Here is an 11964-nt window from a genome sequence, read left to right on the forward strand (position 1 = left end):
CTCATTGGCATTTTTGTCATAACGCTTTGTGTTTATCATGTCGGATACTATTATGCCAAAGCCAAAAGGACTTACACGGTTTCATCACGATACCCAGGTTATGTTTTAATTGCAAAGTATCAGGATAGATATATTTGGAAGGCATATAATTCTGATAAGAAAACGATTAATAATCAGTTTTTTATGACCCATAGCAATAACATACTTGCAGGTCTGATATCTAAAGAAATAGGACCTTTGTCATCACCTGATTGACTATCAGTAGGAGGTTTTCAATCACTTACTGACTTTCTTCAGACACATCATTTTCCGCTTGAAGTGCCAAGCGCCTTAAATTCACTTAAAGCATCCTCCACGGTTAATTCCTTAGCAAGTCTTAGGCTTAATTGTTCCTGTATTCTTGTTACCGCAAAATACAAGAAATTAAGGTTGGGCAATTTCGCTTCGTGATCGGCGATAAACTTTTCAATAGCCGTTCTTACAAGATCAAAATTTTCCACGGACTGAACACCAATTTCATGTAAAGCATCTAAGACTTTACCTTCCAAGTCATTAAACACATCGGTCTTATATTCCGGCTGTCTGGCGATATACATCAACTTCATTAGATGCGGTATGATCTCCGGTGTGGTCGCGTAGGTAATATGCCTAAAGTGACGCCTAAAATCGAAAGAGGGATCAGGATTTTTAAGGAAATAGTTCGCTATAAAATAAAACCCGTCCAAAACACCAAGTTTTAACAATCGGTTAGCTGCATCCATTAATTCTTCTTCATTAGCAGATGGATCCTCTATGACGCCATTAAAGTACTGGATCAGAAAGTCTCTTTCTTCGCCGGAATTCAATAGCAAGCTGATGGCCCGCTCCCTCATGTTTGTAGACTGTGCACTTTCTATGAACTGAACCAATCTGTCGGTATCTGTGGTTTTCTCAAACCATAATTTAAGCAGGTCAGCAAATTTATACTCGGTTTCATTGGATCTTTCCATTTGCGCCAAAATTAGCGGATAGGTTTGATCCAACCGATTTCTTAGGGCATACCCGGCATTGGAAGTCCACGTCAGCATATTTGAAACTCCGTTTTTAAGGTTTTGGATCACCTTTTCTTTTATTTGAGCAGGAGTGACGAATTTCTCCAACAATTCGATAAAGCCCTTGCTTTCGACATTTACCTCTTCGCTCTGGTTGTAATAAAGGGTGAAGGTCAACAGTTTTTCAACGGGCAATTCAATTTCAATACGATTGATGAAATACCATAACGTACTTCCAATACTCGCTTCATTTTGGCTCCAATTTCTGATAAAGTTTTCTTGTTCTGGGGACACCGTCAATTCAGGGATCGCGGCCAGTCTGGATCTGATCAGTTGGATACGGAAGTAAGTAAATTCATCACTTTCATTCATCCATTGAATAAGGACCGCGCGTTTGGCCACACTCCCACGATAGGTAGCATCCCTGATTAGATCGAACGATGCAGTGGTAAACCTATTACTTAAGTCAACAAATTCACCATGTCTATAAGAATACAAATCCGCCCCAACAATTTCATCTTTTTCAAAAAAGTCGAAGATTTGATTTATTTCCGCAATGAATGCAGCTTTATCAAACAAAATATCGAAGCCCCTTTGTGCTGCTTCCCGGAACAGTTTGGCCCGGTCAATTTCCGGAGCGTTCTGGAGTGTAATATCTGTCTTTGAAAGCGCGCCTTTAAAATGTGCTAAGATCTGTTCGTAGTTGCCACTGCCGTGTTCGCGCCATTTAAAATCCGTGTAGGTCTTTTCAAGAGCTTCCTTGGTTAGCACACCTTTCATAAATTGGTTAACAAGGTTATCGATCACCAGCTCGTTTACCAAGGCACCTATTCCAGAGCTGCGTTCATAGTCCCTTATGGTCGGTTCATTTAATAGATAGGATGTCGCGTCCCAACGGATTCCATGCTTATCAAAAAAAGCCAAAAACAGATCGATGTTCGGTCTGCCGATCTCTGTCGCCTGCCGGGCATAAAGTTGAATGATCAGTTTAAATAGCGAGCTATCATGTTCATAGGCAAGAAAGATATGCTCAAGTATCTTGTCCATAATTTCTCTGTGATCTGAGAAAAAACGATGAACGGTATTAATATCAGTGGCGACTACAGAAAGCAGTTGGGTTATAGCCGGTGCGCCATCAATTTTTTCCAGCCCATTTTTGAATTGAATATCTTCATCCATCAAAGTGACAGTGTCTCTATCCTCACTTTGATAATTAAATCCGCTAAACCTCAGCCCATCCAAAAACACGCTAACATAATCATTTAAAAATGGCGAATTACCGATGATTTTGTAAAGTCCTGATCGCAGATATTGATTTTCTCTATGACCGAAAGTATCTACTAAATATTGGATCGTGTCTTTGTCATTTATTTCCAACTGCGACAATACACCAATAACCATATAGATATCGCTGTTTGTAAAATCCTTTCTTTTTAGTAAGTTCAACAAAATCGGTTTCAGATCATTTTTGTCAACGCCAAGTTCTTTGATATCAAACCTGTAAAGGATGTGCAATGCATTTAAGACATCAATCCGGGTTGCTTCCTGGTTTTGCAATACTTCAATCAGAAAAGCGAGAACCTCCTCAAAACTCCCTAAGCGTGCGAGGTCGGTATCTGAAAATTTATTGGAAGTCAGCCAAACCTGCTTCTGGCTATAGAACTGAAAAATATCCTTAAACAGCTTGATCCTTATATCTTTGGTTAATCGATCCGGGTCAAAGCGTACCAAGATCTCCCGATCATTCGCTATCAGCCAATTCAACAATGGTTGGATCTTATCATCTTCGCCGATACTAACCAGAAAGGACAATGTATTAACCCAGTTGGGCTTTATTTTTTGATCACCGGTCGTATTTTCCGCAAGCACCGCCATCATTTCTTCAAACGTCTGGCGGGATAAGACACGAGAAGCTAAATACTCTTGAATATTGTTATGCTCGAAATGCCATTGTTTTTTCTCCTGATCCTGACGAAATGCGGAAAGGTATTTAGCTGCATCATACTCATTACTGCTGAGAATCCCTGATAACTCATCATCTGTTATAAAATTCCTCCCCATACGCTCTAAAACGTAAGCGATCTTTTCTTGTAGGGGTAACAGGTCTTTGTGTTTTAATGGAATATCACTGGTATGGTATTGTTGCTTATTGGCACTTTCATATTGAGCCATGGCGTCTTCTAAGATCGCAGCACGTCCAGAATCAAAGTTTCCATATCTAAGAAAGTAATTGACTAAAATATGAAAGAAATATGGTTTTTGAACCAGATCAAGATAACCGCGCTCATAAACCGCCCGGATGAATTGATCGCCATCTATACCGAAGTTCTCATTAACATGTTTCTTTATCTGTGGTAATGATATGTCATTTAAGGTGTAGACAGAATACCCACTTAACGTCCCTGAAAAACTAGCATCGGGCAGTTCATAGAAGTTGGCACGGCAAGATATGACGATCCTGATCTTTGGGTGTTGCTCGGAAAATGCACCAAGCCTTCTTAAAGCCGTTGAAAAGAACTTTGGTTGGATCTCGTCAAGACCATCAAGAAAAAGGACTAGATCAGCATCGTCCACGACAGACCAGTTCTCGGGCAGATATTTTTCGATCTCCTCCTCTGTGTAAGTATTGAACTTTTTATAGACCGGTACCAGTTCGTTATCCTGCTCCGCCTGTAAGTCTTTCATGAGCTGCAATAACTCAATAGATTTGCCAGATCCGGCACTTCCCAATACCACAATTCTTTTTTGGGTAGCAATGATATCGCGAAAATACAACTCCCCGATCTCCGGTTCATAAAACCAAGAAACAGCCGGTTTTTGGATATCGTAATACGTTAACGTACGAGGTATATAAATTTTCGGCAGCGTAACGTCCGGCAATGGGAAAACGGGCTTGATCTTGGCGACCATTCCCCGGTCAGTTCCCGCTTCGACCTCGGGCAATCTAAAGATCATTTGCCCACCTTTATGAACGTTCGCCCTTTTGATCGGCACCGCACCGGGTGATTGTAGCGTCCGTTCCCGTGTGATGCGGATCACCTCATCAAAAAAGTCTCCCGAAGCCATGCTTGACTTGGTGTTTTTTTCCAAAAATTCGCAGATCGTTTGATTGAAAGGCGTGCCTTTTCCTTTTTCACCATCTGTCACTTTTTCAATTCCACCGGAAACGAGGATCCACCCAGAATTCAGGCTATCGAGATATTCATGCGAAAGATCAGGGTTGCCCGCCCGGTCTTTCTCCAACAAGGTGCCTGAAAAACAGGAATCAGATATGAGTATAATATGTTTAGCGGTAATTCCCTCGATGCAGTCGAGTACATAGCTGTTTGCGATCCGTTGATGAGTCTTCTGCCCCTCATCTACCGGCACCCAATAGCCAATGTCACTGGTTGGATTTTTGCCCCCGTGGCCTGCAAAATAGATAATGAGATTGTCTTCCTTTCCTATAATGTAAGCCAAACGGTCTAGGGCATTCATGATATTTTCTTGTGTAGCCTGTTCATTCAGCAGCGGAGGCATTACTTCCACAAAACCATAACGACTGACCAAAAGCTCCGAAAAACGCTTAGCATCTGCACTTGGATTCTCTAGCGGTCCGAAATGAGGACCAGGGTAATTGTCAATACCGATGGCTAAGATGAAACTGTCCCTGTTCATATGATAAGGCTTTACACAAATGTAAGTATCTCGATCCTAACTCTATCATCTGAACAACAGTTCATCAGTTTAAATGGGGTGATTATATTGCCAGATAGAATACCAATCTCATCCCGCTTTTTTTTGTTTTTGTAATTGCTATTTCGTCTTACTATGCTTTAATTATCCCCTTATGTAGACGAGATTACCTTAACACTACTTAACTAATCGTGATTTAACAAATTATTAGAAGCAGGAAATTTTCGACTCTTTAAGATCGGTCCGGTTACCACAATGGCTAAACTGGACCGATCGTTTTGTCCTTACGCCAACGACGCCAATTTGGTCGGAAGCTGGATTGAGGCTGCGGCTGCAATGGCTTTAAATTCCTGTTTCTTAGATGCATTATTTTGGAAAACATTTTCCAGGCCCTGTGTCAAGTAATAAGAGAAATACTCCTTACTTAACTCTTCACTGATAAATTTGACGATTTCTTCAGTTAAAGGCAGAAACTCCACATACTGGACGTAACCGGTTGCCGTTGAATTTAACGTTTCCCAAAACTTCCAATAGCTTCGATCGGGCTCAACGAATAATCGTTTATATAATGCTTTGTCGAAGCTATGCTGATTCAAAACATCACGGTCTAATCCGTCTTTCGTATATTCCAATTTCTCAGAAAAAAAATTGTTCGCTTCTTCTATCTCAGCTTCTGGGATCAGATCATTTCTCAAAAGAGAAGCATAAATTTTAAGGGGATTATTTCGTTGTCTAACCTTCGTTTTCCAAAATGATCTTATTTCTTGTTCGCTGAAATCCAACATTTGAACAACCTCTGGGTGCTTATCAATGTAACTTAACAATTTAGGCTCGTCTCGCTTCAGGAACTCCAGCAAAGATTCTTTGATGGCCGTCACCGACGATCTCATTACTTCAAAAATAAAATCGTTCCGTAATTCATGAGTCCAATCATTTGCGCCCCCAACGACATTAAATGCTTCGGCCCAGAACGACATAAGCTCTGTCGGCTCGACAGAAGAATGGATCTTGGCAACGATTGGTGCTAAAGGCGTACCTGCGGCAGTTTGATTCGGATCATAAAAGGCATCTAATTTCAGCAAGAGGGATGCCATACCGCCTTCAAGAGTCATCTTAGACAAATTGCTCATTAGGAAAGACCAGAACGCCTCGATATGACCTGCTATAATGATGTTATCTTTATTATGTGCGCAATCGTTTCTCCTATCTTTCCAATAAATCACTTGTTGCCTTATTCCGTCAGTGATAGGAAAAAAAGGATCTTCAGTCCTGGTTCTGCTTGAACCTGCACCGGTGGTCACTTCCTTTTTCTGTAAGGCCGAAAATACTTCGGCTTCCCATTCATCTTCATTGCGCAGACGGTTTAATTTATCTGTCCATTTGTGTTGCGGCAACAATGTCGGTTTATTACCAGTTAATATTCGATGCTTTATGGTTACAAAAAAACCTAAATAGGACATCAATAAAGATGCTCTGTAAGCTCCGGATTTATAACAAATTACAGCATCTAACAGTAGGGGTTCAGCGGCATCAGGCAGTTTGTGCTCGTCTAGCCATTTTTCGATAAGTAGCTTCATGATCAGGTTTATTCGCGAAGTTATAAAGGTGTCGCGATAAAATCTAATTATATTACGACAACTTAGTTTAAGCCAACTTTATGAGAGGGCAATACGCGGAGATGTGCGTAGTTTTCTTAATGCTGACAAATACTTAAAAACAGATTTCGGTCGTTTTACAATTTATCCTATAGCGAAAGACTGATGAAAGACTTTAACATAAAGCAGATCGATATCAATAGTGATGAAGTGTGGGAAGATGTGATCGAAGTTGCATTTTTGACAACAGATGACACCTACGTTTCACTAAGAGAATACCCTATGAGAACGAACTGTATGTAGAGTTCGGCGAACAAACTCAGTTCGTGTATGCTGCAAATGCTACCTACCAGATAGCGGTTAACGTTATTGAGGTCTTTCTTGTAAGTAGCAAAGCATCTGTTCCTCATCGAAACCTCTCATTTGACATTGCACCCACAATTCTACCAGAAAACCTGGAGTTCGCATTGGCTGAATTGTTTAAAGGAATACCTTCCCCAATAACTACGCCTTAGTAAGGCTGATCTTATAAAACGCGCTTTTGTTCTTTATCCACGTCGATAACTTCGATCAAATCGAAAAGATCACTACTCACTTTCATCGGGGCCTGGTTGATCTCTGCGCCGCTGAACCTGATCACGCGTTAGCCATGCATTTGCAATTGGCGGTCACGTATCCTATCATTTGTGAAATTCTCTTTGCTGTTGTGGTAAGCATAACCATCACATTCGATCACTACTTTAACACTTTCATCTCCGGGCACCCATAAAAGCAGGTCACATCGAATGGATCGCCCGTTAACTTTGACATCGGGTAGTCCAGCTTGGGGTATCAAGTGATACGAGTTCCATTCGAAATGCGGAACGATACTCCGATGGATCTGGATCTCCTGAACATTATCCTGGGTAAAGTCCCCCTTCTGCAACTTGTGTTGCACGGCGGCATCAAAACGGACAAGTTCTGTATCACCCGTGGCAGCCTCGTAATTTTCGATCATCTGCAAGATGCCCAAATGTGTCTGCCGGTAATCCTTCATATAAGCCTCTGCGTCACGCGCGGGCGGGGAGATATGCAAACAAGGCATTTCACTTTTAATAAACAACAATTGTAGTGAAGCCAGAAAGATGCGCTCAATAGGCGACTCGCTGTACTGGTAAATATGGTCGGCATTACGGTGAGCAATTGCAGGCAAGAACTTTTGGTAAAAAGCGAGATAGCTCAATTCCCCATCAGGATGGTCCGATGCTTTCCTGACTTCGTTAACCGAGTTCTTTATAAAATGATCCAATAACGGCATAAAGCGATCTTTGGATTCAAGGTAAGGTGTTATATCATGGCTCATGTTTAGGAACTAAGATACGGATCAACCATCAAAAGTTATTTTGATGGTGTAAAGCTGGTTTGTACCAAGCCGAGATTGTCGGCTTGCTCTTTAAGATCAACCGGTTCATAAAATTGCTGCAAATACATTTGCTCTAATTCTTGCAGGGTGTATTTTCCCGCTTTCCAGTTATTCACATCAGAAACCCGTTTCCAAAGAGAAGTCAGGTCCCAATGATGTTCGTTCGTAAAAATCAATTCCGGTTTCCAATCCTGATCATAAATTTCCCGATATAAATGATATTGCATCTGATTACCGAGCATCTTGAAATAGTCGACATTCGTCTTTTTCGCATGTTTCTCTACATCGAGATACGAGAACAGTTCATTGAAAAATGTAGCGGAATAAACCTGAATATCCTCGTCCGGCGACTCGACCTTATAGATCCGTGGTCGAATACTAAGATCTTTTGAAGTATAGTCGATCACATCCGTAACCAGGCATTGTTGATTAAGCACACTAATAACGTTAACCGTTTCGTAGAGAAATTTAATTTTCTTTTCCGGTTTGTTATAGTAATTATGCAAAGCATCAGCCATTGCTTCCTGACTTTGATAACCTTTATCAAAAGCAAATATGGCCTTAAGAAAAGGCGCAGGTAAATTACGGTGACGGGCAACATCCCAGAGCAAATCCAGCGCATCCGACAATTCACTTGTCGACAAGGTTGACTTCACTTCGATGACCGCCCTCACAGACTTCCCTGGCACAACAACCAAATCACCATCCTGGAAGAATGGTGAAAAATTATGCGCATCGTAAATGATAATATCACACTGTCGGGGGCAACCTTCAATAAAACCAGTTGCCACCGCATACTTTTTAGGAACGTACTTTTGCAAGACATTGCGTAGCAGAAGTTCCCTGTAATTTCCTTTGGAAACACTATGCTCAATCAGTAGCTCCACGCGCTCGCTACGAGAGATCAATTCATCGGCAATACCTTCCAGGAATCGTTTTTTATGTTCTATGTCCAATATCACCGACTTCAGTTTGATAACGTCACCGCCTTTTTGTGTCTCAAAGTAAAGAAAACCCTTAGCGATTTGCAGTTTAAGAAATGCGGAGGCCTCTTCGGGTGTTACCTGGAGCTTTTGCACCAGGTGATCTATGGCCTCAGAAACTTTGATCTTATGATACGCCGATTTATAAATTTTAGTGATTAGACCACCGAAATTCTGATGAAAAGCATTTGCTAACTTTCTGATTCTCGCTGCCAGATGTATTTGACCGATGTCGGGGAAAATATCACCGGAGAATTGGTCCATAGGCGTGTAGATAGGCTCATTAGGAAAGTCGGATTTGATCACGAAAAATCCTTGCTGCCCTTTGCGCTTGCCGAGGATCAATAAGCTGGCCTGCGAAAAATCGCTATTCATGTCAATGAACCGATCCCCCTCTTTCAAACTGCTAAGTAGAATTTTATCCATTACGCTAAGATAAAGTTTGCCTGTCTTAAAGTTGAAACTGTGCGTTAAAGAAGTTAGAAGACATCACCTCAACAATCGAGACTTATAATCATACCCCGATAAACGGGTGCATAGAGCAATGATTAGTCGAGTTCGTAATAATTTCGCCTTACCTTTTCTAATTTTAAAAAGATCTCACAAACGAAATATAATTTTATTTACGATTCACAGTATTAGCGTAGCTTTAAGTTTTAGCATCATCTCATTAAGAGTTTTTACTTTCTGGCTATGTCGCCGTCGGACAAAGATTATAATACTCCCCGAAAGCTGGACAACTGCTTAAATTCTTAAATTTAACAGTCGAACATGAAAAAAGAGAGACGTAAATTCAGCGCGAGCTTCAAGGCGGAGGTGGCCCTGGAAGCGATAAAGGAGCGGAGCACGCTTCAGGAACTAGCAGCAAAGTACCAGTTACATCCCACGCAGATTACCACCTGGAAGCGGGAGTTTTTAGAAAATGCTTCAGCGGCCTTCGGAGCAGAGAAGCCTAGCGAAAAGGACGAAGGCAAAGAAAAGGAGCTATATTCCAAGATCGGGGAATTACAGGTACAGGTGGATTTCTTAAAAAAAGTCTTGGGGAAATGAGCTTGTCGGAAAAGCGCGGGCTTGTTTCCCCGAAATATGTTCGCCAGAGTGTTACTGCTCAATGTGAGTTGCTTGGTTTGCCACGGAGCTGCTATTATTTTAAACCCCGGGGAGAGTCACTTCAAAACCAACAGGTCATGAAACTCATTGATCGCAAGTTCCTGGATTGTCCGTTCTATGGAGTGGAGCGGATGACCGCCTGGCTGAATCGGGATATGGGGCATTGGCTGAACACCAAACGGGTGCGTCGCCTGTACCGGGTAATGAACCTGCGAGCTATCTATCCCAAGCGAAACCTGAGCAAAGCGACCGCGGCACATTATAAGTATCCATACTTGCTCAAAGGGCTGCAAATCGACCGTCCGGGACAGGTCTGGCAGGCCGATATCACCTACATTCCTATGTTCAGGTGGATATTCCGCTGCAAACTACACCACCATTCCGCCGGATAGTGCACCACTAATTCCGCCTCAAAGTGCACCAGTAACTTAAGGGAATCAAGTGTTAGTTGTTGTTTGAGAAGTTTTGAAGATGAGTTTTGGCTCCTGACATTCCGACACAAACTGCACCACTTATTCCGCTGCAAAGTACACCAATGACGGGAGTTTAACAGCCATTTTATAGGTTTAGGCATTCGACTAAACGCTACATATGGCAAATAAGCTTCTAGGCATGCATAAGATTAGACAGATATTACTTTTTTTAGATCGGGGTGCATCCCAGCGCACCATCGAAAGAGAAGTTAAGATTAACAGGCGCACCGTATCGTCCTATTTAGAGAAGTTTCGCCAGAGCGGGTTCAGCTTCAAGGATCTTTTAACCTTCAGTGATCAGGATCTGGAGCAATATCTGGGTTTAACAAAAGCCGTTGTACCGGAAGATAGTGACCCCCGCAAGGTCCACTTTGATAGTTTAACTGAATACTTCAGAAGTGAGTTGAAACGAACCGGGGTTACCCGCTTGCTGCTCTGGCAGGAATATATCCGGGAGTATCCTGCTGGCTTTCAATACTCGCGGTTCTGCGAGCTTCTCCAACAGCACTTCAAGACCAGCAACGCTGTTATGCACTTTGATCACCAGCCTGGTGAAATGATGCAGGTAGACTTTGCCGGAGATGAGCTGCATTATATTGAGGCCTCAACAGGAGAACTTGTCAAGTGTCCTGTATTTGTTGCTGTTCTTCCCTTTAGCGGATACGCCTATGTGGAGGCATTAAGTAATGCTAAGCTACCGCAGGTTGTCTCCGCCCTGAACCATGCCCTGGAATATATGGGAGGAGTTCCCCGGGCTGCCAAGTCAGACAATATGAGACAATGGGTATCAAAAAGCAACCGGTACGAACCCGTATTTACGGAGATGCTGGAGCAATGGGCCAATCATAACTTTATCGCCTTACTTGCTGCAAGACCGTACAAGCCAAAGGATAAGCCTACAGTGGAGAACACCGTTAAGATGGTGTATCAGCGCATATATGCCCGTTTGCGCAATCAGACCTTCCTTAGCTTGTCCTCGCTTAATCAAGCCATCAGGGAAAAACTGGCTGATCATCACCACTTGAACTTTCAGCGCAAAACGTTCTCTCGTCAGGAGCTATTTGAACAGGAAAAGAGCACCTTACAAGCCTTGCCCGCTTCACCTTACTTCATCCGGCATTATACAAAAGCAAAAGTCCAGAAGAACTACCACGTGGTGTTGGGCGAAGACTGGCACTTCTACAGCGTTCCTTATCGCTACATCGGTAAAGATGTGCGCATACGTTATTGCCAGGATACCGTGGAGATCTATGATCAAACTACCCGGATCGCTGTTCATAACCGAAGTCATAAGAAGCATGGTTATACCACAATAGAAGAACACATGCCAGCCGCACACCGCCAGGTGAAAGTGCAGGGAGGCTGGGATCCGGACTATTATCTGAAGAAAGCAGCAGAATACGGGCCATCAGCCATAGTCTACTTCAAAAAGGTTATGGAGAGCAAGTTGATTATCGATCAGGCCTATTTGGCGTGTCAGGGTTTATTGCGGCTTGCTGCAACTTATGGAAACCAGCGTATAGAAGCGGCCTGTACCAGAGCTTTACGAGGACATAAGTTTACCTATGCGGCTATCCGGAACATTCTGGAAAACAATATGGACCTTCTGGAAAACACCTCTGCAGGTACAGAATACCGTATTCCTGTCCATGACAATCTCCGTGGGCCAGAAGCCTATCGTGAAAACAAATAAAG

Annotated in this window: 8 protein-coding genes; 4 read left to right on the forward strand and 4 right to left on the reverse strand. The window is 42.5% G+C overall.

Annotated features, from left to right (window positions below):
* Positions 1-302: 302 nt before the first annotated feature.
* Positions 303-4688, reverse strand: a complete 4386-nt coding sequence (locus ACO1NU_RS08460) for a caspase family protein (protein ID WP_448818039.1) — start codon at positions 4686-4688, stop codon at positions 303-305.
* A gap of 302 nt (positions 4689-4990) precedes the next feature.
* Positions 4991-6283, reverse strand: a complete 1293-nt coding sequence (locus tag ACO1NU_RS08465) for a hypothetical protein (protein ID WP_448818040.1) — start codon at positions 6281-6283, stop codon at positions 4991-4993.
* A gap of 183 nt (positions 6284-6466) precedes the next feature.
* On the opposite strand from ACO1NU_RS08465, the gene ACO1NU_RS08470 reads away from it, so the two are divergent.
* Positions 6467-6604, forward strand: a complete 138-nt coding sequence (locus ACO1NU_RS08470; protein WP_448818041.1) for a hypothetical protein — start codon at positions 6467-6469, stop codon at positions 6602-6604.
* Positions 6605-6944: 340 nt separating this feature from the next.
* Here the strand turns inward: ACO1NU_RS08470 and ACO1NU_RS08475 are convergent, their stop codons facing one another.
* Together ACO1NU_RS08475 and ACO1NU_RS08480 are read right to left on the reverse strand one after the other, a co-directional pair.
* Positions 6945-7598 carry a hypothetical protein gene (locus ACO1NU_RS08475; RefSeq protein ID WP_448818042.1) on the reverse strand — a complete coding sequence of 218 codons (654 nt, stop codon included), beginning with the start codon at positions 7596-7598 and terminating at the stop codon, positions 6945-6947.
* A gap of 80 nt (positions 7599-7678) precedes the next feature.
* Positions 7679-9112 carry a DUF6602 domain-containing protein gene (locus ACO1NU_RS08480; RefSeq protein ID WP_448818043.1) on the reverse strand — a complete coding sequence of 478 codons (1434 nt, stop codon included), beginning with the start codon at positions 9110-9112 and terminating at the stop codon, positions 7679-7681.
* A 345-nt stretch (positions 9113-9457) separates the two neighbouring features.
* Here ACO1NU_RS08480 and ACO1NU_RS08485 point away from each other — a divergent pair, with 345 nt between their 5' ends.
* The 3 genes from ACO1NU_RS08485 to istA all read left to right on the forward strand — a co-directional run bounded on the left by ACO1NU_RS08485 (position 9458) and on the right by istA (position 11962).
* Complete coding sequence (locus ACO1NU_RS08485; RefSeq protein WP_448818044.1) at positions 9458-9736, forward strand: transposase; 279 nt, start codon at positions 9458-9460, stop codon at positions 9734-9736.
* A 137-nt stretch (positions 9737-9873) separates the two neighbouring features.
* A complete protein-coding gene (locus ACO1NU_RS08490; RefSeq protein ID WP_448818045.1) occupies positions 9874-10188 on the forward strand; it encodes an IS3 family transposase in 315 nt (104 codons plus the stop codon).
* A 220-nt stretch (positions 10189-10408) separates the two neighbouring features.
* Positions 10409-11962 (forward strand): IS21 family transposase, encoded by a 1554-nt coding sequence (gene istA, locus ACO1NU_RS08495; protein WP_448818046.1) that lies wholly within the window; start codon positions 10409-10411, stop codon positions 11960-11962.
* Positions 11963-11964: the final 2 nt, after the last annotated feature.

Source organism: Arcticibacter sp., assembly GCF_053551015.1.